This is a genomic window from Pseudomonas sp. ADAK18 (assembly GCF_012935695.1).
Lineage (GTDB): Bacteria > Pseudomonadota > Gammaproteobacteria > Pseudomonadales > Pseudomonadaceae > Aquipseudomonas.
This window is the reverse complement of the sequence record NZ_CP052859.1, coordinates 3,683,452-3,708,520: the sequence shown is the minus strand read 5'-3', so window position 1 is coordinate 3,708,520 and position 25,069 is coordinate 3,683,452. Positions and strand designations below refer to the sequence as shown.

The following is a 25,069-nucleotide window of genomic DNA, read 5'->3' as shown; positions in this document are numbered from 1 at the left end:
CCTGCGATGGCGTCAGGTCAGGCCATAAAGTTACTTGAAGCGCCGCTCGACCCCTTTTTCCACCAGAATCTTCGCCGAAATCTCTTCCACCGAAAAATGCGTGGAATTGATGTGCGCAATATTCTCGCGCCGGAACAGATTTTCCACTTCCCGCACTTCAAACTCACACTGGGCATAGCTGGAGTAGCGGCTGTTGGGCTTGCGCTCGTTACGAATGGCGGTGAGGCGGTCCGGGTCGATAGTCAGGCCGAACAGCTTGTGCTGGTGGGCGCGCAAGGCGGCCGGCAGCGTCAGGTGTTCCATGTCGTCTTCGGTCAGCGGGTAGTTGGCCGCGCGAATGCCGAATTGCATGGCCATATAGAGGCAGGTCGGGGTCTTGCCGCAGCGGGATACACCGACCAGGATCAGGTCGGCCTTGTCGTAGTAGTGAGTGCGGGCGCCGTCGTCATTGTCCAGGGCGAAGTTCACCGCCTCGATCCGCTCCATATAGTTGGAGTTGTGGCCAATGGAATGGGACTTGCCTACCGAGTAGGAGGAGTGTTCACTCAACTCCTGTTCCAAAGGCGCCAGGAAGGTCGAGAAGATGTCGATCATGAAACCATTCGAAGTTGCGAGGATCTCACGAATGTCTTGATTGACGATGGTGTCGAAAATGATCGGACGAAAACCGTCTTTTTCGGCGGCCAGATTGATTTGTTGTACCATGGCTCGCGCTTTATCCACGCTATCGATATAGGGTCGCGTGAATTTGCTGAAGGTAATGTTTTCGAACTGCGCCAAGAGGCTTTGACCCAGGGTTTCGGCAGTAATGCCGGTGCCGTCGGAGATAAAGAAAGCAGATCGTTTCATTTGAGCCTTGGGCCTTAAGCTGATGACGAATCTTGGATATGATAGGCGCGATTTTGCCGTCCCGCAGTGGGCCGCATTCTCACTTATTTTCCAGGTCCAGGCCACAAGCGCAGGTGTTTGCTCCTACTGAGCGACCGGCGTCCTGAGCTTTTCCAACATAGTTAGTGGAGAGATCACCTTGGTAGAGTACGTAGTTTCCCTCGATAAGCTCGGCGTCCATGATGTAGAGCATGTGGGGGGCAAGAACGCATCCCTGGGCGAGATGATCAGTAATCTTGCGGGCGCAGGTGTTTCGGTGCCCGGTGGCTTCGCCACTACGGCCCAGGCTTACCGTGATTTCCTCGAGTTGAGCGGCCTCAACGATCAGATTCACGCGGCCCTCGATGCGCTGGACGTCGATGACGTCAATGCCCTGGCCAAGACTGGCGCCCAGATCCGTCAATGGATCATGGAAGCCGAGTTCCCCGAGAAGCTCAACGCCGAGATCCGCACCGCGTTCGCCACGCTGTCGGCCGGTAACCCGGACATGGCTGTCGCTGTGCGTTCCTCGGCTACCGCCGAAGACCTGCCCGACGCCTCCTTCGCCGGCCAGCAAGAGACTTTCCTGAACATTCGCGGCGTGGAAAACGTCATCCGCGCGGCCAAGGAAGTGTTTGCCTCCCTCTTTAACGACCGCGCCATTTCCTACCGCGTACACCAGGGGTTCGACCACAAGCTGGTGGCCCTGTCTGCGGGTGTGCAACGCATGGTGCGTTCGGAAACCGGCACTGCCGGCGTCATGTTCACCCTGGACACCGAATCGGGCTTCCGTGACGTGGTATTCATCACCGGCGCCTACGGCCTCGGGGAAACCGTCGTACAAGGCGCGGTCAACCCGGACGAATTCTACGTCCACAAGCACACCCTTGAGGCCGGTCGCCCGGCGATCCTGCGCCGCAACCTGGGCAGCAAGGCCATCAAGATGATCTACGGCGACGAGGCCAAGGCCGGTCGCTCGGTGAAAACCGTTGATGTCGACAAGGCCGAACGCGCGCGTTTCTGCCTGAGCGACGCTGAAGTCAGCGAACTGGCCAAACAGGCAATGATCATCGAGAAGCACTATAAGTGCCCGATGGACATCGAATGGGCCAAAGACGGCGACGACGGCAAGCTGTACATCGTTCAGGCCCGTCCTGAAACCGTGAAGAGCCGCACCTCGGCCAACGTCATGGAACGCTACTTGTTGAAAGAAACCGGTACCGTGTTGGTGGAAGGCCGTGCCATCGGCCAGCGCATTGGCGCCGGCAAGGTGCGGATCATCAAGGACGTGTCCGAGATGGACAAGGTTCAGCCAGGTGACGTGTTGGTCTCCGACATGACCGACCCGGATTGGGAGCCGGTCATGAAGCGCGCCAGCGCTATCGTCACCAACCGTGGTGGGCGTACCTGCCACGCGGCGATCATCGCCCGTGAGCTGGGGATTCCGGCAGTCGTCGGTTGCGGCAACGCTACCCAGTTGTTGAAAGACGGCCAGGGCGTGACCGTTTCCTGCGCCGAAGGCGACACCGGCTTCATCTTTGAAGGTGAACTGGGCTTCGACATCAAGCAGAACTCCATCGACGCCATGCCGGACCTGCCGTTCAAGATCATGATGAACGTCGGTAACCCCGACCGAGCTTTCGATTTTGCCCAGTTGCCGAACGCTGGTGTGGGCTTGGCCCGCCTGGAATTCATCATCAACCGCATGATCGGCGTGCACCCCAAGGCGCTGTTGAACTACGACGGCCTGCCGCAGGACATCAAGGAAAGCGTCGACAAGCGCATCGCCGGCTACAACGACCCGGTGGGCTTCTACGTCGAGAAGCTGGTGGAAGGCATCAGTACCCTGGCGGCGGCGTTCTACCCGAAGAAGGTCATCGTGCGCCTGTCGGACTTCAAGTCCAACGAATACGCCAACCTGATCGGCGGCAAGCTCTACGAGCCGGAAGAAGAAAACCCGATGCTGGGCTTCCGTGGGGCCTCGCGTTACATCAGCGAAGCCTTCCGTGACTGCTTCGAGCTCGAATGCCGTGCGCTCAAGCGCGTGCGCAACGAGATGGGCCTGACCAACGTCGAAATCATGGTGCCGTTCGTACGCACCTTGGGCGAGGCAAGCCAGGTCGTTGACCTGCTGGCCGAAAACGGTCTGTCCCGTGGCGAGAACGGTCTGCGCGTTATCATGATGTGCGAACTGCCGTCCAACGCCATCCTGGCCGAAGAGTTCCTGGAGTTCTTCGACGGCTTCTCCATCGGCTCCAACGACCTGACCCAACTGACCCTGGGCCTGGACCGCGACTCGGGGATCATCGCTCACCTGTTCGACGAGCGTAATCCTGCGGTCAAGAAGCTGCTGGCCAATGCCATTCAGGCGTGTAACAAGGCCGGCAAGTACATCGGTATCTGTGGCCAAGGCCCTTCCGATCACCCGGACCTGGCCAAATGGCTGATGGAACAGGGCATCGAAAGCGTCTCGCTGAACCCTGATTCCGTGCTGGAAACCTGGTTCTTCCTGGCGGAAGCTCAAGCGCCAGCATAGGTAGTAACATCAAAAGTGCCGGTCAACCGTTACGGTTGGCCGGCATTTCTCATTCTGTACAGGGCGGAACTCCATCCGGACGCCGCCCTTTTTTGTGCAAGAGCATTATGCAAAGCAGCAGCAACCTGTTTCCCGTCGCCTTGATCAGCGCTGAGCGTCGTGGCGACCTGAGTGAAGATGTTTATCGCCTCAAGCCCGGCAACAGCCCAGATGGCACTGTCGAGCTGGCCGTGACCCGACTGGGTCAGGCCGATGCCCCGGAAAACCGGGGCGTACCGGTGGTGCTATTGCATGGCAGCTTCTCCAACCGACGGTTTTGGTATTCGCCCAAGGGGATCGGTCTGGGCGCCTGTCTGGCGCGGCAGGGGTTTGACGTGTGGATCCCGGAAATGCGTGGCCATGGCTTGTCCCGGCGTAACCAGGACTACGCTAAAAACCGCGTGGCTGACTATGCTCGCTACGATTTGCCTGCCATTGCCGCGTTTGTTCGTGAGCAGAGCGGGCAGATTCCCCATTGGATCGGTCATTCATTGGGGGGTATTACCCTGGCAGCCGCGTTGGGTGGTCAGTATCTGGGCGCTCCGACGGTGGCCTCGGTGGCCTTGTTTGGTTGTCAGGTCAGTCGAACCTGGTGGCCATTGAAGATTCCACCGGTGGCGTGGGGCGGACGATTTATTTTGAAACATTTCTCCCAGTTGTCCGGTTCCAGGCTCAAGCGCGGCCCGGAAGACGAACCCATCGGCCTGGCCCTGGAAACCATGCGTTGGCACGGCTTGTTCGGGCGCTTTGGCGACGCCGAAAGTGACTGGTGGAAGGGCTTGGCTGAGGTGGATGTGCCGATTCTGGCGGTGAGCGCCGCCGGTGATCATCAGGACCCGGATTGGGCCTGCCGCAAACTGTTCGAACAAATTGGTTCCGAGCACCGTCAGTATCTGTGCCTGGGACGCAAGCAAGGATTTACCGGTGATTTCGGGCATGTGGAGATGCTGGTCAGCAAAGCCGCCCAGGCCGAAGTATGGCCGGTGGTGCAGAGGTGGCTGAAGGATCCGCTGACACCTTTGATGGGGGCCCAACCTCAGGTGCTCGCGGCGGTTTGAGTGGAGGGCTCTAACAAGGGCGTTTCGCTTGCTTGTGGTTGCGGCTAAGATATGACGCGTCGGGCTGTTCTGGTCATATTCAGTCGCGCAGTAGCTATTGCGTTGTGCTCGAGTGAGTCTGATCATTGCCGGCCGCAACGAGCGTGCCTTAAAGAACCGTCGTTGCGATGCGTTTCCCTGAGTTAAAGAGCTGATGTAAACAGTGGGTTGTTCGACACCTTCTTTCACCTACAGGAGTTTCCCGATGAACCATTACGTTACCCCCGATCTGTGTGATGCCTACCCGGAACTGGTGCAGGTGGTTGAGCCGATGTTCAGCAATTTCGGCGGCCGGGACTCCTTTGGTGGCCAGATCGTCACCATCAAGTGCTTCGAAGACAACTCACTGGTCAAGGAGCAAGCCGAGCTCAATGGCGCCGGCAAGGTGCTGGTGGTTGACGGTGGCGGTTCCCTGCGCAGAGCCTTGCTGGGCGACATGATCGCCGAGAAAGCCGCGAAAAATGGCTGGGAAGGGCTGGTGATCTACGGTTGCATCCGTGATGTCGACGTCATCGCCCAAACCGACCTTGGGGTGCAGGCCCTGGCCAGTCACCCGATGAAGACTGACAAGCGTGGCATCGGCGATTTGAACGTGGCGGTGACCTTTGCCGGCGTGACGTTCCGCCCGGGAGAGTATGTCTACGCCGACAATAACGGTGTGATTGTCTCCCCCAGCCCGCTGAAAATGCCTGAATAAGTAGCAGTAGCCGACAGGGGTGAGGATGTTCGAGGAAGAAAACGCGCAATGGGGGCTGGTGCATGCCCTGGTGCTGGATGGTAAAGGCGGTGCGCGTTCGATTGCTCGGACCGAGCTTGATGAGCTGCAACTACAGCCCCAGGAAAGCCTGTGGCTGCATTGGGACCGCAGCCATCCCCAGACCCAGACCTGGCTGCGCAAATCCAGTGGTTTGAGCGAATTCGCCTGTGACTTGCTGCTGGAAGAGAACACTCGTCCGCGCCTGTTGCCACTGCCGGACGCAGAACTGCTGCTGTTCTTGCGAGGAATCAACCTGAACCCCGGGGCAGAGCCGGAAGACATGGTGTCGGTGCGCATTTTTGCCTCGGCTTCACGGGTTATCTCGCTGCGTTTGCGGCCGTTGCGTGCCACTGACGAACTGCTGGTGCAGTTGGCGGATGGCAAAGGGCCTAAAACTGCGTCAGAACTTATCCTTTATATGGCGCAGTACCTGACCAACAAGGTTCAGGATCTGGTCAGTGATCTTTCTGAAATCGTCGATGCCGAAGAAGAAAAACTGGATGCCGACGAACGGTATACTCCGGAGCATGGCAGCATTCTGCAGATTCGTCGGCGGGCTGCCGGGCTGAAGCGTTTCTTGTCGCCGCAGCGGGATATCTTCGGTCAGTTGACCCGGATCAAACTGCCTTGGTTCGTCGATGACGATGCTGACTATTGGAATGAATTGAACAACAGCCTGACCCGTTATCTGGAAGAGCTGGAATTGACCCGAGAGCGCGTGGGGCTTGTACTTGAGGCCGAAGACCGGCGCTTGAGCGTGCGCATGAATCGCACCATGTACCGCTTCGGGATCATCACCGGGATCTTCCTGCCGATGAGTTTTCTGACCGGTCTGCTGGGTATCAACGTGGGAGGGATTCCGTTCTCTTCCAGCCCTTACGGATTCTTGATTGCCTGCCTGATGATGGTCTCGGTGGCCGTGGGGCAATGGTGGTTGTTTCGACGTTTACGCTGGGTTTGACCTGAATATGACCTGAACGTAGGAAGAGGTCATGTGACCTGAAGAATTTTACCCTCGTCTTTTAAAATACTTGCGAGAGGTCCCTTATGCACGATCCGTTCGAACAGTCTTTACGTGACATGCTTAATGCTTCGCCGTCCAACCGGGACGACGATGCTTGCCTGGGTCGCGTACTGAAAACCGCCAACCGTCAGGTAGGGGCGGGAGATCTGTTCGGTTTGCTCGGTCGTTGGTTGCCGGCGTTGATGATGGCCCTGAACAATGGTTCGGCCCATGTATCCCCGGTTTCCCGTCGTAAACCTATTACTCGCACTGCTGATAAGGCTGATTGAATATGGAACTTGATCTCTGGACGCAGAGTCTGGTAACTGCAATGACTGCGTTGTGGACCAAGGTGGCGAATTTCATTCCCAACCTGTTTGGCGCTCTGGTGGTGGTCCTGCTGGGTTTTGTCGTGGCCAAGCTGCTCGACACCCTGCTGTCCAAGTTGCTCGCCAAATTGGGCCTTGATCGTTTGATGGGAGGTACCGGTCTCACCAAGTTGTTGGGCCGGGCTGGGCTGCAAGTACCGATCTCCACACTGATCGGAAAGATTGTTTATTGGTTCGTTTTGCTGATTTTTTTGGTTTCTGCAGCCGAATCACTTGGACTTGAGCGAGTTTCAGCTACTCTCGACATGCTGGCGCTGTATTTGCCGAAGGTATTCGGCGGCGCGCTGGTGTTGCTGGTAGGGGTTTTGCTGGCACAGCTGGCTAATGGCCTGGTGCGCGGCGCGGCTGAAGGAGTGGGGCTGGATTACGCCAGCGGCCTGGGGCGAATCGCTCAGGGGCTGGTAATCATCATCAGTATTTCGGTGGCGATCAGCCAGTTGGAGGTTAAGACTGACCTCCTGAACCATGTGATTGTGATCGTTTTGATTACCGTTGGTCTGGCCGTTGCGCTGGCCATGGGGTTGGGAAGCCGGGATATTGCCGGTCAGATTCTTGCGGGAATCTATGTGCGTGAGTTGTACCAGGTTGGGCAACACGTGCGTGTGGGCGAGGTCGAAGGGCAGATCGAAGAGATCGGCACGGTCAAGACGACAGTGCTGACCGATGATGGCGAACTGGTTTCGCTGTCCAATCGGATTCTGCTGGAACAGCATGTGAGTAGCCGCTAATCCGGCAAACCCTGCTAATGTACGCCGCCGCAATCCTGGGTAACCAGACTGTGGCGGACATTGACCTGACTGTCGGCACGACTTGTTTTGAATAAAGCCCAAACGCTGTCCACGCGCTATGACCCCCGTGAGCTCTCTGATGAGGAGTTGGTCGCGCGCGCGCACACGGAGCTGTTTCACGTAACACGCGCGTACGAAGAATTGATGCGCAGGTATCAACGCACCTTGTTCAACGTTTGTTCAAGATATTTGGGGAACGATCGGGATGCGGATGATGTCTGTCAGGAAGTGATGCTCAAGGTGCTGTACGGTCTGAAGAACTTCGAGGGCAAATCGAAGTTCAAAACCTGGCTATACAGCATCACGTACAATGAGTGCATCACGCAGTATCGGAAGGAACGGCGAAAGCGTCGCTTGATGGATGCTTTGAGTCTGGACCCCCTCGAGGAAGCGTCTGAAGAAAAGGCGCCGACACCTGAGGAGAAGGGCGGACTTGATCGCTGGTTGGTGCATGTGAATCCGATTGACCGGGAAATTTTGGTGCTACGATTTGTCGCAGAACTGGAGTTTCAGGAAATCGCCGATATCATGCATATGGGTTTGAGTGCTACAAAAATGCGTTACAAACGTGCTCTTGATAAATTGCGTGAGAAATTTGCGGGCAGTACTGAAACTTAGTTCGGTGCAAATATCTCTTACGTGTAGGCAAGTTCTGTTAGACTTGTCGCCGAGTTGTCCCCCGGTATGTGGGACTGCTTTACAATCACCAGATGGGGATTTAACGGATGAAACTGAAAAACACCTTGGGCTTGGCCATTGGTTCTCTTATTGCCGCTACTTCTTTCGGCGTTCTGGCACAAGGCCAAGGCGCAGTTGAAGGCGAGCTGTTCTACAAGAAGCAGTACAACGATAGCGTCAAAAATATCGAAGACGGCTTCAACCCAGGCGCTCGCATTGGTTATTTCCTGACCGACGACCTCGAGCTGAACCTCAGCTACGACAAAACCAACCACACCCGTTCGAACAACGGTACTGGTAACCAGAAGATTGGCGGCGATACCGGTAGCCTGGTTGCTACCTATCACTTCGGTCAGGCTGGCGTTGACTCCCTGCGTCCATACGTAGAAGGTGGTTTCGGTCACCAGAGCCGTAGCAACGTAGAAGCTGACGGCCACAAAGGTCGCGATCAATCGACCCTGGCTATCGCTGGTGCCGGTGTGAAGTACTACTTCACCAACAACCTGTACGCTCGTGCCGGTGTTGAAGCTGACTACGCACTGGACAACGGTAAGTGGGACTACGCTGCACTGGTTGGTCTGGGCGTGAACTTCGGCGGTAACGCCGGCGCAGTAGCACCTGCTCCTGCTCCAGCTCCAGAGCCAGTTCCAGAGCCAGAAGCTCCGGTTGCTCAGGTTGTTCGTGTTGAGTTGGACGTTAAGTTCGACTTCGACAAGTCGGTTGTTAAGCCTAACAGCTACGGCGACGTGAAAAACCTGGCCGACTTCATGGCTCAGTACCCAGCTACCAACGTAGAAGTTGCTGGTCACACTGACTCCATCGGTCCAGACGCCTACAACCAGAAGCTGTCCCAGCGTCGTGCTGACGCTGTTAAGAAAGTTCTGGAAAAAGACGGCGTAGCTGCTAACCGCATCACTGCTGTTGGTTACGGCGAATCCCGCCCAGTTGCTGACAACGCAACTGAAGCAGGTCGTGCTGTTAACCGTCGCGTAGAAGCATCGGTTGAAGCTCAAGCAGCTCAGTAATTACTGAGTTGTAGAAAAAAGCCCGGCTTAGGCCGGGCTTTTTTTCGCCTGGAGTTTGCCTCAGGCGGTTTCCATTGCCCGTGTTTGCACCGTCTGGGCCATTGCAGCAACGTGTCCAATCACCAGTATTGCCGGACTCTTCAAGGAAAAGTTTCGTGCATCGTCCTCCATGCCGGAAAGATCGCTGCGACACTCCCGTTGTTCAGGTAGTGAGGCATTTTCAATCATCGCCACTGGCATGTCGGCGGCCATGCCCGCCTCCAGTAACTGTTGCCGGATCTCTCCCAGCTTCGCCACGCCCATATAGACCACCAGCGTCGTGCCACCCTCTGCCAGTGCCCGCCAATTGAGGCTGCTGTCGTCTTGAGTGTGGGCGGTCACCAGGGTGACGCCACGACTGATCCCCCGCAACGTCAGCGGTATATCGCAGTTGGTTGCGCCTGAAAGTCCCGCCGTAATGCCATTGACCAGCTCTACCTCGATACCCCGATCCCTCAGCCACAAGGCTTCTTCGCCGCCGCGGCCAAAAATGCAGGGGTCGCCTCCTTTAAGTCGCACCACACACTTGCCCTGCCGGGCATAGCGCAGCATCAGACGGTGGATAAAGTCCTGCGGTGTGGAGCGACAACCGCCACGTTTGCCGACGGTCACCACTCGAGCGTCCGGGCAATGCTCAAGCACCGCCGGGTTGACCAGATCATCAATGAGCACCACATTCGCCTCACGCAGCGCTCTTACCGCCTTGAGGGTCAGCAGTTCCGGATCACCGGGGCCAGCGCCTACCAGCCAGACTTTTGCGTTCATGATTCTTTCCCTCACAGACTTATCGCAATTGGTTGCGGATTACTGGCCAATAGACGTTTGATTTCCGGTACACAGGAACCGCATTGCGTGCCGCAGCCCAGCTCCTGCTTCAGCTCATTCAGGTTCAAGCCTCGGGCGATGCCATCACAGACGGCGCTTTCGCTGACGTTCTTGCAGTTGCATAAGGTCTTGTTGCGGGCCGTCCCTGCGGCGTTGCCCGGCGGTGCGCTCAACGGCGCCAACAGCCAGCGGCGCAGTTGTTCGTCGGTCCGGCCTTCCAGCCACAGGCTTTGCAACCAGTGTCGGGCGAGGGTTTCTCCGGCTAGCCGGATGGCGGTGATACGACCCTTCTCGATTTTCACGCGCTTGCCGATGGAGCGGCGGGGATCGTCGTAGGCCATGACTGGGCCATCGTTGAGCCCAAGAAGTTGGTCGATGCGCTGGAGTACCTGTAAGTCGGGCGCCTCTCCGTGGGCCGCGCGAATCAGCAGCGCAGGCCGTTCACGCCCAGCCAGGCTCAAACTGACGTAGGCAAAGCCCTCGCACAGCGGTCGTAATGCTTCAAAATGCCGCTGCACATCGCCCTCGATCAACGCGAACAATTGCCAGGGCAATTGCACCGCCTCCAGGCGTACACCGCTGTGCTTGAGTTCAGGCTGTTTCGACAAGGGATCGAACGCCGGTTGGGTGAGGGCATTGACCCCGCCCTTGAGGAAGCGATCGCCCCAGTGCATGGGCAGAAATGCCTGGCCGGGTCGCACGCTGTCGTCGCTGGATACCGCCACAATCACACTGCCGCGACGGCTTTTCAGGCTGACCAAATCGCCCTCTTTGAAACGATGGCGCCGCAGTTCATCCGGGTGCAAGCCCAACAAGGCTTCGCTGACATGGCCAAATAGTTGCGCAGCGGTGCCTGTGCGGCTCATACCGTGCCATTGGTCCCTCAGGCGGCCGGTAATGAGGGTCAGGGGGAAGCGCGCGTCCCGTTGTTCCTTGGCTGCCCGGTAGGGGTCGGCAATAAAACGTGCGCGCCCATTCTCGGTAGGAAAGACGCCGTCGGTGTACAGCCGCGCGGTACCTGTTTGCGCGTTGGCCGGAAAAGGCCATTGCTGCGGGCCGATTCGGTCGAGCAAGGCGTGACTGATACCCGACAGGTCCAGGTCGCGCTCGCGGGTCAGCATCTTGTACTCATCGAAGATCTGCGCCGGGTGCTCAAAGGCGAACACGCTCGTCAATCCAGGCCGCAGCCGTCGCTCCAGACGCTGGGCGAAATCCACGGTGATCGCCCAGTCAGGCCGTGCCTCTCCCGGTGGGACGATGGCGCGGCGCACATGGGAAATACGTCGCTCGGAGTTGGTGACGGTGCCTTCTTTCTCACCCCAACTTGCAGCCGGTAACAACAAGTCGGCGAAGGCGGCGGTTTCGGTGGTGCGAAAGGCTTCCTGCAACACGACGAAGGGACACGTCGCCAAGGCTTGGCGGACGGCATTCTGGTCCGGCAGTGATTGCGCGGGGTTGGTGCAGGCGATCCACAGCGCCTTGATCTTGCCAGCCTGAATTTGCTCGAAGAGTTCGATGGCGGTCAGCCCGGTATTGGCCGGCAGTTGTTCGACGCCCCAATAGGCGGCCACTTGCGCTCTATGTTCCGGGTTGGCCGCCTCACGGTGACCAGGCAGCAGATTCGACAAGCTGCCGGTTTCCCGGCCACCCATGGCATTAGGCTGACCGGTCAGGGAAAACGGCCCGCAGCCTTCCCGGCCCAGCGTGCCGGTAGCCAGATGCAGATTGATCAGCGCACTGTTCTTCGCACTACCGGCGGTGGACTGGTTAAGTCCCATGCACCACAGCGATAGAAAACTGGGTGACGTGCCGATCCATTGCGCGCATTGGCGCAGTTGCTCAACGTTGATCCCACACATCTGCGACACCATTTGCGGGGTGTAGTCGTGCACCAGCTTCTTCAGTTCGGCCAAACCTTCGGTATGGGCCTGGATAAAGTCGCGATCGATCCAGTCTTCCCACAGCAGCAGGTGCAAAATCCCATGAAACAAGGCGACGTCTGTACCAGGCAGAATTGCCAGGTGCTGGTCCGCCAAATCACAGGTATCGGTGCGCCTTGGATCAACCACGATCACTTTCATCTGCGGGCGACGAGCTTTGGCTTCTTCCAGGCGTCGGAACAAAATCGGATGGGCGTAGGCCATGTTACTGCCGACGATCAGTACACAGTCGCTCGACTCCAGATCTTCATAGCTGCACGGCGGCGCATCGGCCCCCAAGCTGCGCTTGTAACCCACCACGGCCGATGACATGCAGAGCCTGGAGTTGCTGTCGATATTGTTGGTGCCCACCAGCGCCCGGGCCAGCTTGTTGAAGCTGTAGTAGTCCTCGGTCAGCAGTTGTCCTGAAATGTAGAAGGCCACGCTGTCGGGCCCGTGTTCGGCAATGGTGTCGGCGAACACGTTGGCCGCGTGTTCCAGTGCGGTATCCCAGTCGGTGCGGTTACGGGCCAGGTCCTTGCCCAGCCGTAGTTCCGGGTACAGCGCCCGTGCCGTGAGGTCTCCGGTCAGGTGCAGGCTGGAACCCTTGCTGCACAGTTTGCCGAAGTTGGCCGGGTGCGTTGGATCACCGCTGACACCGAGAATCCGCTCGCCGTCATGCTCAATCAGTACGCCGCAACCCACCCCGCAGTAGCAGCAGGTCGAGGCGGTGGTCTGGCGGTTCATCAACCGGCATCCCGCAGGGCCAGCATGACTCGACCGTTTTCAACCCGGGCGTGATGATGGTGAGCGCAACCGATATCCGGTGCCAGGGCTTCACCGGAGGCCAGGTCGATCTGCCAGTTATGCAGTGGGCAGGCGACCCGCTTGCCGTAGATCAAACCTTGGGACAACGGCCCGCCTTTGTGGGGGCAGCGGTCATCCAGGGCAAACACTTCGTCGTCACTGGTACGAAAAATCGCGATCTCGCCTTTGGGGCCGCTGATGATGCGCGACCCCAGGGCATTGATTTCATCCAGGGCACAGATATCCAGCCAGTTCATGTCACGACCTCCAGCTGTTTGACGGGGATGGTGTCGAACTCCTTTTTCAACTGTGGCTGCTCCAGACGCTCCTTCCACGGGTCCTGCTCAAACGACAGAGAAAATTGCAGGCGCTCGTTGAGGGCTCGGCGGCGTTCTGGATCCTCCAGTACGGCTTTCTTGATGTGCTCCATACCCACCCGTTGCAGGTAGTGCACGGTGCGCTCCAGATAGAAGGCTTCTTCCCGATAAAGCTGTAGGAAAGCGCCGTTGTATTCGCGCACTTCTTCAGCGGTTTTCAGCTTGACGAAAAACTCGGCCACCTCGGTCTTGATCCCACCGTTGCCGCCGATGTACATCTCCCAGCCGGAATCGACGCCGATGATTCCCACGTCCTTGATCCCCGCTTCCGAGCAATTACGCGGGCAACCTGAGACCGCCAGCTTGACCTTGTGGGGCGACCACATGTTGAACAAGTCATGTTCCAGTTCGATGCCCAGTTGCGTGGAGTTCTGCGTGCCAAAACGGCAGAATTCGCTGCCCACACAGGTCTTCACGGTGCGGATGGATTTGCCGTAGGCATGGCCGGACGGCATGTCGAGATCCTTCCAGACACCCGGAAGGTCCTGTTTCTTGATCCCCAGCAAGTCGATGCGTTGCCCGCCGGTGACCTTGACCATGGGCACGTTGTACTTGTCTGCCACATCCGCAATACGGCGCAGCTCCGAAGGATTGGTCACACCCCCCCACATCCGTGGGACCACCGAATAGGTGCCATCTTTCTGGATGTTGGCGTGGGCCCGCTCGTTGATCAGCCGCGATTGCGGGTCATCCTTGGCTTCGCCAGGCCAGGTGGAAATCAGGTAGTAATTCAGCGCCGGCCGGCAGGTGGCGCAGCCGTTGGGGGTACGCCAATTCAGGTAACGCATGGTGCCGTCGATGGTCAGCAAATGCTGGTCGCGAATGGCTTGGCGGATCTGCCCGTGGTTGAGGTCACTGCAACCGCAGATGGCCTTTTCGCTTTTCGGTTTGACGTCCGCAGCACCGCCGACGGTGTTGATCAGGATTTGCTCCACCAGCCCGGCGCAGGAGCCGCAGGAACTGGCGGCCTTGGTGTGTTTCTTGACCTCGTCGACGCTGAACAGGCCCTGTTCCTGAATCGCCTTGACGATGGTGCCCTTGCACACGCCATTGCAGCCGCAAACCTCGGCGCTGTCGGCCATGCTCATGGCCTTGTCCTGGCCCTGATGGCCCACATCGCCTAAGGCGTTTTCACCAAACATCAAGTGATCGCGGATCTCGCCAATGGCGTGGTTCTCACGGATCTGTCGGAAGTACCAGCCACCGTCGGCGGTGTCGCCGTACAGACACGCGCCGACGAGGATGTCGTCCTTGATCACCAGTTTCTTGTAGACACCGCCGATGGGGTCGGAAAGGGTGATGGTTTCCGTGCCTTCGCCGCCCATGAAGTCGCCGGCGGAGAACAGGTCGATACCGGTCACTTTCAGCTTGGTTGAAGTCACCGAGCCTTGATAACGCGCAAAGCCCAATTGTGCGAGGTGATTGGCGCAGACCTTGGCCTGCTCAAACAGTGGCGCCACCAGGCCATAGGCGATCCCGCGATGGCTGGCGCATTCGCCGATGGCATAAATGCGCGGATCGTAGGTTTGCAGTGTGTCATTGACCAGAATCCCACGGTTGCACGGGATGCCGGACTTTTCCGCCAGTTCGGTATTGGGGCGAATGCCGGCGGCCATCACCACCAGGTCGGTGGGTATCACGTCGCCATTCTTGAACTGCACCGAGCCGACGCGACCGTTGCCGGCGTCATGCAGGGCCTGGGTCTGTTCCTGCAAACGGAACACTAAGCCACGGCTTTCCAGTTCAGTTTGCAGGAGTTGGCCGCTGGTCTTGTCCAGTTGTCGCTCCAGTAACCACTCGCCAATGTGCACCACGGTCACGTGCATGCCCCGCAGCATCAAGCCGTTGGCGGCTTCCAGGCCCAGTAGGCCACCACCGATCACCACCGCGTGCTTGTGGGTCTTGGCGGTGTCAATCATGGCCTGTGTGTCGGCGATGTCGCGGTAGCCGATCACGCCCTGCAAGGTGTTGCCGGGAATCGGCAGAATAAACGGCGTCGAACCGGTGGCGATCAGCAGGCGGTCGTACTCCGCTTCGCTGCCGTCTTCGGCGATGACTTTGCGTTTGACCCGATCGATCTGCACCACTTTACGGTTGAGCAGCAGCTTGATGTTGTTATCCAGATACCAGCTCAAGTCATTGAGCACGATCTCTTCGAACGTCTGCTCGCCGGCCAGCACCGGCGACAGCAGGATGCGGTTGTAGTTGGTGTGCGGCTCGGCGCCAAAGACGGTGATGTCGTACAGCTCGCTGCTCAGCTTGAGCAATTCTTCAAGGGTGCGAACCCCGGCCATGCCGTTGCCGATCATCACCAGTTTGAGTTTCTTCATGTCGTTCTCCGCAGTGGCTCGACAAATCGTGCACAAACAAAAAAAGGCGTCCCCGCTAGTTACCTAGCGAGGACGCCTTTGTCCTGGTCCCGTTCTCTCGGGAAGCTCGACCTTCGACGTTGAAGGCGCGGCTATATGTGTGTTGATAGAAGAACTAATGCAGTGGTTGTGCCAAGTGAGGTGATGCCCAGGTTTGTTGGCGATGTGGCGGAACGTTCGGGAAATTTTGCCCCTTAGCGGTGCAACAACCAGTACAGCAGCACCAGATTGATCAATAACGATGCCACTGCCAGGGTCTGCCAGACCTTGAGCGGTTCTCGCTCCAGCAACGGTCTGGGATGCAGGCTCAACTCCCGGCGCTCGGCCTGTTCCAGTACCAGCAGCCATTCCTCGGCAGTTTCATAACGATGTTCAGGCTGGGCGGCCACCGCTCGCTCCAGGCTCTGTTGCAGCCAGTCGGGCAAGTCAGGCCGATACCGACTGGCACTGATAGGCAGAGCGAACTTGGGCCGTTGGAATGCCTCGATTTCGCCGTAGGGATAATGCCCGGTCAGCAGGTAATACAAAGTCACGCCGATGCTGTAAAGATCCTGCTGCGGTGTAGGAGGTTCTCCATTGAAGGCCTCGGGGGCGATGAAACTCGGAGTGCCTGGCAACAGGTGGGCGCGGTCTTCGGAAAGTCCCGGGCAGTAGGCCAGGCCGAAATCCAGGACCCGCAGTTCACCATCGTCTCCCAGCAGCAGGTTCTCTGGCTTGATGTCGCGGTGCAGGATTTGCCGACGGTGCAACAACCCCACCGCACGCAGCAAGCGTTCAGCGAGGAATTGCCATTGCGCCAGGGGCAATGGGCCTTGTTGCTTGAACAGCTCGGCCAGGGTCTGGCCAGCATATTCGCGCATCACGTAGTACAAATGCTGGCGGCCGCTGGCCGGGTGGACTTCAGGAAATGCTCGCCCGGCGACCCGGCGCAGAAACCATTCCTCTGACAGCAAGGCTTGTGCGGCCGGGGTGTCCTCGTCGTGGCTGGCCGGCAAGGTTTTCAACAGCCAGGGCTGTTGCTGGGCGTCACGCACCCGGTAGAGCAGGGACTGTCGACTTTGCCCCAGCACGGCTTCCACCTGCCAGCCCTCAAAGCGCTGCCCGGCCTTCAAGGCAGGCGGCAAGGGCCATTGACGCAGCTGCACCAGAGCATCGCCGAGGGTGGCAGCGCCCAGTTGGTCGATACGCACCAGCAGGGCGCTGGCATTGTCTTGGCTTCCCGCCAGATGCGCAGCGCTGACCAGGGTGTTCACGGCGAGGTCCAGGTCCGCCTGTTCCCGCAGGATGGCGCTGATACTGTGATCCCCCAGCGTCGCCCAGACACCGTCGCTGAGCAGCAAAAAGTACTCACCCTCACGTAACTCACCGTCGAGAAAATCCACCACCAGATGCTGATCCAGGCCCAGGGCACGCTTGAGCACATGCTGCATGCCCGGTTGTTCCCAGACATGTTCTTCGCTGATGCGCTGCAAATCGCCGTCCAGCCAGCGGTAGACACGGCAGTCGCCGACATGCGCCAGGGTGAAGCGCTGCCCGCGAAACACCAGGGCACTGAGGGTGGTGAGCAACGGCAGGCCGCCCCCGTTGGCCTGCAGCCAGCGATTCTGTGCCAGCAGCAAGCGGTCCAGGGCTTGGGCCACGCCCCAGGTTTGCGGCGTGGCATAGTAGTCCAGCGCCAGGGCTTGCAGGGTTGAGCGGGCGGCGAGGCCACCATCGGCGCATTGGCTGACGCCATCGGCGATCGCACACAAATAGCCTTTACTCGCGGCCAACTCAGGGGCGGGGGTAACCAGGCGCAAGGCGTCCTGGTTTTCCGCCCGTGGGCCGGTGGCACTGGCCAGAGCGACGCTTAGTTGCAGGCTCATCAGACCCGCGCAGCGGTGACGGCCGCCGAGCCCCAGGTGGTTCTCCAGCGACGCTTGACCCCATGCAAGCCGAACCAGGCCAGTACACCGAGGCTGGCGAACAACCAGAGTGCGAGCTGATAGCTGCCAGTGCTTTGCTTGATCGCGCCCATGCCCGCCGCCAGGGCGAAGCCGCCGATGCCGCCCGCCATGCCGATCAGGCCGGTCATTACGCCGATCTCTCGGCGAAAGCGCTGGGGCACCAGTTGGAACACTGCACCGTTACCGGCACCCAGGCCCAGCATGGTGCAGACGAAAAGGGCGAGGGCAGCGTAGGAGCTCGGCAGGTTGAAACCCACTGCCGCAATACAGATTGCCGCCACGCTGTACATGCCCAGCAAGGTGCGGATCCCACCGAACCGATCGGCCAGCGCGCCGCCCAGAGGTCGCATCAGGCTGCCACCAAACACGCAGGCGGCGGTGTAGTAACCGGCGGTAACCGGGCTCAAGCCGTACTGGTCGTTGAAGTAGCCGGGCAGGGCGCTGGCCAGGCCGATGAACCCGCCGAAGGTCACACTGTAGAAAAACATGAACCACCAACTGTCGCGGTCGCCGAGGGCCTTGAAGTAGTCGGCCATGGACTTGGCTTTTGGCCGCTCGGGGGCGTTGCGGGCCAGCCAGGCGAAGACGATCAGGGTCAGGATCAGCGGAATCAGGGCGAAGCCGAACACATTGCTCCAGCCAAACGCGGCCGCCAGCACCGGCGCCAGCAGGGCTGCAAACACCGTCCCGGAGTTGCCGGCACCGGCAATGCCCATGGCCTTGCCCTGATGCTCGGCGGGGTACCACTGGGACGCCAGGGGCAGGGCAACGGCAAAGGAAGCGCCGGCCATGCCGAGGAACATCCCCAATAGCAACGCTTGTTCATAACTGTGAATGCCCAATTTCCAGGCGACGAACAAGGCCACGATGACAATGACCTGGCCAATCAGTCCGGCGGTCTTGGGTGACAGCTTGTCTGCCAGCATGCCCATCAGAAACCGCAGGACGGCGCCCGCGAGGATCGGCGTTGCCACCACCAGGCCACGCTGCTGGGTGGTCAGGTGCAAGTCGGCGGCGATCTGTATCGCCAGTGGGCCGAGCAGGTACCAGACCATGAAGCTCAGGTCGAAATACAGGAACGCGGCAAACAAAGTCGGTGTGTGGCCGGATTTCCAGAAGCTTGATTTCATCACGCACCTCAGCGGTAAAAGGGGGCTTGTTAAGAAGGCCTTGTGATGGAACGGCTGACTAAAGCCGCCCCACCGGCCCGGGCTATGGGGCCAAAACGAAAAAACGCCGCCACCGGGTTCGCGAGAGCAAACCGGGTGTGCGACGTCTTTGTCGTGGAGGGGCAACCGCCGTTGGCTACCTGTGGTGATTGTGTAGCAAGACCTGCGCCAATATCGGGTGTAGCCGCTGCCGAGGTACGAGGCTGCGATGGGTTGCGTAGCGGCCCCAGAGGCGGTCCTGCGGATACGCATCGCAGCTTCGTACCTCGGCAGCGGCTACACGGGCTTTTCAGCCCAGCAACTCGCTCATGGCAATAATCTGCTCTGCCACCTGGATCAGCTTCTGCTGCCGGCTCATGGCCTGGCGGCGCATCAGGGTGTAGGCCTCTTCCTCATTGCAGTCCTTCATTTTCATCAATAGGCCTTTGGCCAGTTCGATGCGTTTACGCTCCGCTAACTGCTGGTCCCGGGCCTGCAACTGCGCGCGTAGGGCCTGGTCGCTTTCGAAGCGGGCCATGGCTACGTCGAGGATCGGTTGCAGGCGCTGGGCCTGGATGCCTTCGACAATATAGGCACTGACCCCAGACTTGATTGCCTGGCGCATCACCACCGGATCGTGCTCGTCGGTAAACATCACAATGGGCCGTGGCTGGTCGCGGCTGACCAGCACCACTTGCTCCATGACATCGCGGCCCGGTGACTCGGTATCAATCAGGATCACGTCCGGGCGCACTGTTTCGACCCGTGCGGGCAGGTCGATAGTCAATCCGGATTCGTCGATGACCTCAAACCCGGCCTCGGTCAGCGCGGCCTTGAGGCGCCCGACTTTGCGCGGGGTGTCGTTGATCAGCAGGATTCGCAACATAAGGTCAGCCTCCTGTCAGCGCCGAGCGAGTTGGGCGGCAGTGTCGGCCATGTCATGCAGACGGAAGCTGCGGGCATAGCCGACCGGGTCCGAACCGTCCCAGACCTTGCCATCGATCAGCTGGCTGCTGCGCATTTCTTCACCCCACGCGGCGACGCCCACGGCAGTCGCCGCCTGGCGATAGATCTCCAGTTGCTGGACCTGACGGGCGACGGCGAGGTAGTCCGGGTCTTCGCGCAACAAGCCCCAGCGGCGGAACTGGGTCATGAACCATATGCCGTCGGACAGATAAGGCAGGTTGACCTTGCCACCACCGTGAAAGCGCAGGGCGTGGGGGTCTTGCCAGTGGTTGCCCAGGCCATCGTCATAGTCGCCCAGCAGGCGCGGTTCAATGCAATCGAGGGGGGCATCCAGGTAGTCCCAGGCGCTAAGCAATTGCGCGGTGGAGCGGCGATTTTCAGGGCTTTCATCAATAAAGCGACTGGCCTCCAGAATCGCCATCACCAACACACGGGCGGTGTTGGGGTATTGCTCGACAAAGGCTTGGGTGCAGCCGAGGACTTTTTCCGGATGATTCGGCCAGATGGTCTGGGTGGTGGCCAGGGTGAAGCCCTGGTTTTGCTTCACTGCACTGGCACACCACGGCTCGCCGACGCAAAAACCATCAATTCTCCCGGCTTGCAGGTGCGCGACCATTTGCGGTGGTGGCACCACCACACTCTCAACATCCTGCAACGGATGGATGCCTTGGCTGGCCAGCCAGTAATACAACCACATGGCGTGAGTGCCTGTGGGAAAGGTCTGGGCGAAGGTGAGTTTTGTTCGGCTTTGGTGCACGTGGCGCTTCAGTGCCTCAGGACTGGTCACCCCTTGCTGCTGCAGGCCGTGAGACAGGTTGATGCTTTGGCCATTCTGGTTCAGGCCCATCAGTACCGCCATGTCAGTGGGGGCGATACCGCCAATTCCAAGGTGCACGGCGTAGATCAGCCCATACAGGCTGTGGGCGGCATCCAGTTCGCCGCTGACCAGCTTGTCCCGCAGATTAGCCCACGACGATTGGCGCTTGAGGTTCAGGGTCAGGCCGTAGGGCTGGGCGAAGCCCTGAGTGGCGGCGACCACCACCGAGGCGCAGTCGCTCAAGGCCATGAAGCCGAGGTCGAGGCTGCTCTTTTCCGGGGCATCACTGCCGTTGACCCAGGCCAGGGGGTTGCTCGCCTGGCTATTGCCCACCGAATCACTCATCAACGCCTACCTTATTCAGAAAAAAAGGCGTCGTTCCTTCGGGTGGCTGTGCAAGCCACCGGAGGGTAACGACGCCTTTGTCCTTGAGCCCGCTCCGTCGTTGGGGGGCTGCGATAAACAAGTCAAAGCAAGGCACATGCCACGGGGGCGAGGGCTCGGAGCGGCGTCAGCTTTTGATCAAGATTGAAAGCACGGTGGCTCCCACTATGCCCGCTCCTTCATTCCAGGCCACGCAGGAAAACCCACCGTGTACGTTGATCAATTCGCAGCGATTTACTGCCATGTGTTCTTGCGACGCCGGTGGCTTTGTTGGCTGCTGATGCTGGGCAGCGCACCGGTCGTCGGCGAGGCTTATCAGGCTCGGGATGAAAACCTGCACACGTTCTTTACCGCGTTGTCGGTGCCCTTGGGTCAGCCCATCGTTGTCAGCCCGGCTGTTGCCCGCAAGCACATCACCGGGGCGTTCGATTTCAGCTCGGCACAACGGACCCTGGAGGATACGGCTGTCCAGCAAGGCTTGATCTGGTACAGCGACGGGCAAGTGCTCTACCTCTATGACGCCAGTGAGGCGAAAAGCTCGGTGGTTGCGTTGCGTCATATATCGGTCGACAGGCTGCGCGGATTTATGCGGCGCTCGGGGCTCAGCGAAGCGCGCTATCCCCTGCGCGAGGGCGGGGCGCGAATGTTTTCTGTTTCGGGACCGGCGAACTATGTCGATCAGGTGCTGCGTCTGGCCCAGCTCATGGATCGGCGGCGTGAAGAGTTGCGCACGGGCGCACAGAAAATCGGGGTGGTGCAGGTGCTCAACACACATGTCGCTGATCGTCAGTACGCCATGGGGGACGAGCAGGTCAGCGTACCGGGCATGGCCTCGATGATCGAAAAGCTCTTGGCCGCCGAACAGAAGAATACCTCCCCGTCCCGGTCAGGGCTGCTGGCTGATAAGAACATCTCGGTGATGGCGTATCCCGACACGAACAGCCTGTTGATCAAAGGGAAACCGGAGCAGGTGCGTTTTATCGAGAACCTCGTGGCAGAGCTGGATGTGCCTAAGCGGTCAGTAGAAGTGTCGTTGTGGCTGGTAGACGTAGACCGCGATGAGCTCAAGAAAATAGGCATGCAGTTGCATAAGGAGGGTAAGGCCGAGGGCACGGCTGCCTTTGCCACTCGGGCGCTGGCGCCCCTTGAAGATAACGCGTTCATGAGCCGAGTCACGGCATTGGAGCGACGGCGTCGGGCGAAGGTGGTGACGCTGCCCGTCATCCTGACTCAGGAGAATGTCCCGGCGGTTTTTCATGACAACCAGACCTTCTACCTGCCTCGGCCAGGGACAGACAGTGATGAGTGGCAACCGGTTATTTACGGTACTCAGGTCAGTGTTCTGCCGCGTTTTGCCGAGGCCAATGAAATCGAGATGCAGCTCTCCATCGAGGATGGTCGCCAGTTGAACAAGCCGCGCGGTGGTGAAGCACCGTTGGCAGCGGTGGGGCATATTGGGATCAATACCGTGGTGCGTGTGAGCCAGGGCAATCGGTTGTGGGTCGGTGATTTTCCACGCGCTGCCAATGGCGCCGCGCGTGGCGCGTCATTCGGGCTGATGGCCAACAGTGTGCGTTTGTTTGTGATCCAGGCCAGGGCCGTAGGGGACATCAGTATCGGGCCAGGGCATCCGCCGCCCTTGGCGCCATCTCAGTACCAGCGTGTGAAACGCGCGTTTGTTCGTTCAGCCGAGCTATGACGAAATGTCTTACGCGTCCTGTCCAGTAAATCTCGAGTTTATGGGTTTTTGCCTACCGCATAGCTGCGAGGTGATTTCTATAGTTGCCGCCTATCTGGCAGACCCGTGTTGAGCACCAGGGAGCCCTGAATGTCGGTTGGTAAGTGTCGAGGTTTGAATGGACGATGTAGCTGAGGGTTGGGCGCCTGCGCCTGTGATCTTCGGTCGCTGGACGTTGCATGGCGATGGCAGGCTGACAGGCGCGTGTGCGGATATTCAACTGCCTCCCAAGGAGTGGCAGGTATTGCGCTTACTGCTCGCATCGACCGGTGTGTTGGTGACCAAGGATCATTTGCTGGAAAGGGCCTGGTCCTCTGGCGAAGTCACCGAGGAGTCATTGACGCGCTGTATCTATTCACTGCGTAAACACCTGGAGGACGACAAGGGGTTTATCAAGACCGTCTATGGCAGGGGCTACCGCTTTACCTGTCCGGTAGTAGCGGTCAGTGCGGCTGATCACGTGCCTGTGCCCCCCATGGTTCACGTCTGTTCGACCTGTGGACAGGTGAGCCGGTGGGAGTCCTGACTTGAGAGGGGCCTGGTGCAAAGGATGGCTGCTGATCATCCTGCTCGTGGGCAGCGAGGCCAAGGCTTATTGCTGGGCAGAGGCTGCCAGTCGATATGACCTCGAGCCGGAGCTGTTACAGGCCATAGCGGCCGTGGAGTCTGGCTATCGAGCCGACGCCATGAACTACAGCAATAATAACGGCACTCGGGATATCGGGCTGATGCAGATCAACAGCATTCACCTGCCACGGCTGCTCAAGGAGGGCGTTACCGAGCAGCGACTGTTGGATGAGCCTTGCTTGTCAGTGGCGGTGGGGGCATCGATTCTTGCCGGCTTTATCAAGCAGTTTGGTTACAACTGGACAGCGGTGGGTTCTTACAATGTGGGCACCGGCTCAGGGCCGCAACGTGACGCATTGCGTGTTCGTTATGCGCAAAAAATCTGGGCGCGGTATGAAGAGTTGATGGCGTTGCGTAACGGATGATCGGATTGTCTGTGCGCCGTGCTTCGCCTGGACCCCTTCACCCGGCTATAATCCCGGCCACTTTTCGCCGCCACCCGAGTCAAGCCCGCCCATGTATACCCTGGCCCGCCAGCTGTTGTTCAAACTCTCCCCGGAAACCTCCCACGATCTGTCCCTGGACCTGATCGGCGCAGGTGGCCGCCTGGGGCTCAATGGCCTGGTGTGCAAGGCTCCGGCCAAGATGCCGGTGTCGGTGATGGGGCTCGACTTTCCCAATCCCGTAGGACTGGCCGCCGGTTTGGACAAGAACGGTGCGGCTATCGACGGCTTTGCGCAGCTGGGTTTCGGCTTTGTCGAAATCGGCACCGTCACGCCTCGACCGCAACCCGGCAATCCAAAGCCACGCATTTTCCGCTTGCCGGAAGCCGAGGCGATCATCAATCGCATGGGCTTCAATAACCTGGGGGTCGACCACCTGTTGTCGCGGGTTCAAGCGGCGAAGTACAAGGGCATCCTGGGGATCAATATCGGCAAGAACTTCGACACGCCGGTGGAGCGTGCCGTGGATGACTACCTGATTTGCCTGGACAAGGTCTACGCCCACGCCAGTTACGTCACGGTCAACGTCAGCTCGCCCAATACACCGGGTTTGCGCAGCTTGCAGTTTGGTGATTCCCTCAAAAAACTGCTGGAAGCCTTGCGCCAGCGCCAGGAAGACCTGGCCGTGCGTCATTGCAAGCGCGTTCCGTTGGCGATCAAGATTGCCCCGGACATGAGTGATGAAGAAACCGTATTGGTGGCACAAGCGTTGGTGGACTCGGGAATGGATGCGGTGATTGCCACCAATACCACCCTGAGCCGTGTCGGCGTCGAAGGCCTGGCCTATGGTGACGAGGCCGGTGGCCTGTCCGGGGCCCCGGTACGTGACCAGAGTACCCATATCGTCAAGGTCCTGGCCGCCGAGTTAGCAGGGCGCCTGCCGATCATTGCCGTGGGCGGTATCACCGAAGGTAGGCACGCCGCCGAGAAAATCGCCGCCGGTGCGAGCCTGGTGCAGTTGTATTCCGGTTTTATCTACAAGGGCCCGGCGTTGATTCGCCAGTCGGTGGATGCGATTGCCGCGTTGCCGAGAGGCTGAATAAAGAGGGCATAAAAAAGGGCTCCTCGAAGGAGCCCCTGGGCCGAAGCCCGCCGCCCGGATGGGGCGTGCGTGGTTAAGTCGTTACGTATTCGTGATGGTGTCGGAATTAAATGCCCTTGATTAGCCGACGGCGTGAAGTTCGTTGAGTCTGTGGATTCCCGCAGTGCCAGTCATACCGTCCCAGTTGTCGCCGCGTCCTTCTCGCCAGCCGTTGATCCAGGCTTGGCGTACCGACGGTAGAGTAAATGGGCAAAGCTCACGGGATTTGCCATGAACGCCATATTGATATCCGCGTAAAAATGCTCTTTCCAACGGATCACGCTTAAGTCTTCTCATAGGGTGTTTCCCTCACTTGTTGACTGTCTTGATATCCTTCGGCCCCGTCCGAGGCCGGGCAGAGTTTTTCTGCCGTTGGTGCGCTCGCTGCCGGCGTGGCGAGCACG

General features: G+C 59.1%; 22 protein-coding genes. 12 read left to right on the top strand and 10 right to left on the bottom strand.

Annotated features, from left to right (window positions below):
* Positions 1 to 30: 30 nt before the first annotated feature.
* Complete coding sequence (locus HKK55_RS16655) at positions 31 to 849, bottom strand: pyruvate, water dikinase regulatory protein (RefSeq protein WP_010176424.1); 819 nt, start codon at positions 847 to 849, stop codon at positions 31 to 33.
* Between the two features lie 178 nt (positions 850 to 1,027).
* Here HKK55_RS16655 and ppsA point away from each other — a divergent pair, with 178 nt between their 5' ends.
* From ppsA to HKK55_RS16615, 8 genes are all read left to right on the top strand, one after another.
* Positions 1,028 to 3,403: a phosphoenolpyruvate synthase gene (gene ppsA / locus HKK55_RS16650; protein ID WP_169355682.1), complete on the top strand. Its 2,376-nt coding sequence runs from the start codon at positions 1,028 to 1,030 to the stop codon at positions 3,401 to 3,403.
* A gap of 107 nt (positions 3,404 to 3,510) precedes the next feature.
* The gene (locus HKK55_RS16645) at positions 3,511 to 4,500 is read left to right on the top strand and encodes an alpha/beta fold hydrolase (RefSeq protein ID WP_169355681.1); all 990 of its coding nucleotides are present in this window, start codon (positions 3,511 to 3,513) and stop codon (positions 4,498 to 4,500) included.
* 244 nt (positions 4,501 to 4,744) lie between these two features.
* On the top strand, positions 4,745 to 5,236 hold the full coding sequence (gene rraA / locus HKK55_RS16640) for a ribonuclease E activity regulator RraA (RefSeq protein ID WP_169355680.1): 492 nt from the start codon (positions 4,745 to 4,747) through the stop codon (positions 5,234 to 5,236).
* A gap of 25 nt (positions 5,237 to 5,261) precedes the next feature.
* The gene (locus tag HKK55_RS16635; protein WP_169355679.1) at positions 5,262 to 6,257 is read left to right on the top strand and encodes a zinc transporter ZntB; all 996 of its coding nucleotides are present in this window, start codon (positions 5,262 to 5,264) and stop codon (positions 6,255 to 6,257) included.
* Positions 6,258 to 6,343: 86 nt separating this feature from the next.
* Positions 6,344 to 6,589 (top strand): CrfX protein, encoded by a 246-nt coding sequence (locus HKK55_RS16630; RefSeq protein ID WP_169355678.1) that lies wholly within the window; start codon positions 6,344 to 6,346, stop codon positions 6,587 to 6,589.
* A 2-nt stretch (positions 6,590 to 6,591) separates the two neighbouring features.
* A complete protein-coding gene (locus HKK55_RS16625) occupies positions 6,592 to 7,416 on the top strand; it encodes a mechanosensitive ion channel domain-containing protein (RefSeq protein ID WP_155583084.1) in 825 nt (274 codons plus the stop codon).
* An 87-nt stretch (positions 7,417 to 7,503) separates the two neighbouring features.
* Positions 7,504 to 8,094: an RNA polymerase sigma factor SigX gene (gene sigX, locus HKK55_RS16620; protein ID WP_008432648.1), complete on the top strand. Its 591-nt coding sequence runs from the start codon at positions 7,504 to 7,506 to the stop codon at positions 8,092 to 8,094.
* 107 nt (positions 8,095 to 8,201) lie between these two features.
* Positions 8,202 to 9,179, top strand: a complete 978-nt coding sequence (locus HKK55_RS16615) for an OmpA family protein (RefSeq protein WP_169355677.1) — start codon at positions 8,202 to 8,204, stop codon at positions 9,177 to 9,179.
* Positions 9,180 to 9,239: 60 nt separating this feature from the next.
* Here HKK55_RS16615 and cobA read toward each other — a convergent pair whose 3' ends face one another.
* From cobA to HKK55_RS16575, 8 genes are all read right to left on the bottom strand, one after another.
* Positions 9,240 to 9,983, bottom strand: a complete 744-nt coding sequence (cobA, locus tag HKK55_RS16610) for a uroporphyrinogen-III C-methyltransferase (RefSeq protein WP_169355676.1) — start codon at positions 9,981 to 9,983, stop codon at positions 9,240 to 9,242.
* Between the two features lie 11 nt (positions 9,984 to 9,994).
* A complete protein-coding gene (locus tag HKK55_RS16605) occupies positions 9,995 to 12,709 on the bottom strand; it encodes a nitrate reductase (protein ID WP_169355675.1) in 2,715 nt (904 codons plus the stop codon).
* Complete coding sequence (gene nirD / locus HKK55_RS16600; protein ID WP_169355674.1) at positions 12,709 to 13,026, bottom strand: nitrite reductase small subunit NirD; 318 nt, start codon at positions 13,024 to 13,026, stop codon at positions 12,709 to 12,711. The genes HKK55_RS16605 and nirD overlap by 1 nt, the downstream gene beginning before the upstream one ends.
* Complete coding sequence (gene nirB, locus HKK55_RS16595; protein WP_169355673.1) at positions 13,023 to 15,476, bottom strand: nitrite reductase large subunit NirB; 2,454 nt, start codon at positions 15,474 to 15,476, stop codon at positions 13,023 to 13,025. Before nirB ends, nirD begins: the two co-directional genes overlap by 4 nt.
* A gap of 233 nt (positions 15,477 to 15,709) precedes the next feature.
* Positions 15,710 to 17,380, bottom strand: coding sequence for a bifunctional protein-serine/threonine kinase/phosphatase (locus HKK55_RS16590; protein WP_169355672.1), 1,671 nt, complete (start codon positions 17,378 to 17,380; stop codon positions 15,710 to 15,712).
* A complete protein-coding gene (locus HKK55_RS16585; RefSeq protein WP_169355671.1) occupies positions 17,380 to 18,591 on the bottom strand; it encodes a NarK/NasA family nitrate transporter in 1,212 nt (403 codons plus the stop codon). Before HKK55_RS16585 ends, HKK55_RS16590 begins: the two co-directional genes overlap by 1 nt.
* Before the next feature lie 328 nt (positions 18,592 to 18,919).
* Positions 18,920 to 19,495: an ANTAR domain-containing response regulator gene (locus tag HKK55_RS16580; protein WP_155583075.1), complete on the bottom strand. Its 576-nt coding sequence runs from the start codon at positions 19,493 to 19,495 to the stop codon at positions 18,920 to 18,922.
* Between the two features lie 15 nt (positions 19,496 to 19,510).
* Entirely contained in the window at positions 19,511 to 20,737 is a 1,227-nt protein-coding gene (locus tag HKK55_RS16575; protein ID WP_169355670.1) for a CmpA/NrtA family ABC transporter substrate-binding protein, read from the bottom strand.
* A 319-nt stretch (positions 20,738 to 21,056) separates the two neighbouring features.
* Here HKK55_RS16575 and sctC point away from each other — a divergent pair, with 319 nt between their 5' ends.
* The 4 genes from sctC to HKK55_RS16555 all read left to right on the top strand — a co-directional run bounded on the left by sctC (position 21,057) and on the right by HKK55_RS16555 (position 24,623).
* The gene (gene sctC / locus HKK55_RS16570) at positions 21,057 to 22,475 is read left to right on the top strand and encodes a type III secretion system outer membrane ring subunit SctC (RefSeq protein ID WP_169357884.1); all 1,419 of its coding nucleotides are present in this window, start codon (positions 21,057 to 21,059) and stop codon (positions 22,473 to 22,475) included.
* 157 nt (positions 22,476 to 22,632) lie between these two features.
* Positions 22,633 to 23,040, top strand: coding sequence for a winged helix-turn-helix domain-containing protein (locus tag HKK55_RS16565; RefSeq protein ID WP_169355669.1), 408 nt, complete (start codon positions 22,633 to 22,635; stop codon positions 23,038 to 23,040).
* Position 23,041: 1 nt separating this feature from the next.
* Positions 23,042 to 23,506, top strand: a complete 465-nt coding sequence (locus HKK55_RS16560; RefSeq protein ID WP_169355668.1) for a transglycosylase SLT domain-containing protein — start codon at positions 23,042 to 23,044, stop codon at positions 23,504 to 23,506.
* Positions 23,507 to 23,597: 91 nt separating this feature from the next.
* A complete protein-coding gene (locus tag HKK55_RS16555) occupies positions 23,598 to 24,623 on the top strand; it encodes a quinone-dependent dihydroorotate dehydrogenase (protein ID WP_169355667.1) in 1,026 nt (341 codons plus the stop codon).
* A 123-nt stretch (positions 24,624 to 24,746) separates the two neighbouring features.
* Here HKK55_RS16555 and HKK55_RS16550 read toward each other — a convergent pair whose 3' ends face one another.
* The gene (locus HKK55_RS16550) at positions 24,747 to 24,962 is read right to left on the bottom strand and encodes a ribosome modulation factor (RefSeq protein WP_002553055.1); all 216 of its coding nucleotides are present in this window, start codon (positions 24,960 to 24,962) and stop codon (positions 24,747 to 24,749) included.
* Positions 24,963 to 25,069: the final 107 nt, after the last annotated feature.